This is a genomic window from Streptococcus suis, from assembly GCF_002964045.1.
Classification (GTDB): Bacteria; Bacillota; Bacilli; order Lactobacillales; family Streptococcaceae; genus Streptococcus; species Streptococcus suis_U.
Map to the genome: position 1 here is coordinate 1 of NZ_POPB01000165.1, position 320 is coordinate 320.

At 40.0% G+C, this 320-nt stretch carries 1 protein-coding gene; it reads left to right on the forward strand.

Features of this window, described 5'->3' with window-relative positions; genetic code table 11:
* On the forward strand, window positions 1–320 hold a 320-nt coding region (locus C1E99_RS01015; RefSeq protein ID WP_153060134.1), incomplete at both ends, for a prephenate dehydrogenase dimerization domain-containing protein.

Sequence of the window (320 nt, forward strand, 5' to 3'; positions counted from 1 at the left end):
TTACGAATAATTTTGCAGCTGGCGGATTTAGAGATATGACACGGATTGCGGAAAGTGAGCCGAGCATGTGGACTAGCATTTTGCTAACCAATGCAGATTCTATTCTAAATCGAATCGAGGAATTTCAAGAACGTCTTTCAGAAATTTCAGATGTGCTCAGATCTGGCGATCAAAAAGCAATTTGGGACTTTTTTGATAAGGGGCGTCAAACTCGTAAAGCCATGGAAATTCACAAGCGTGCAGGTGTTGATTCTTTCTACGATTTATTCCTTAGTGTTCCTGATGAGGAAGATACGATTTTGAAGGTTTTGGAAGTCTTA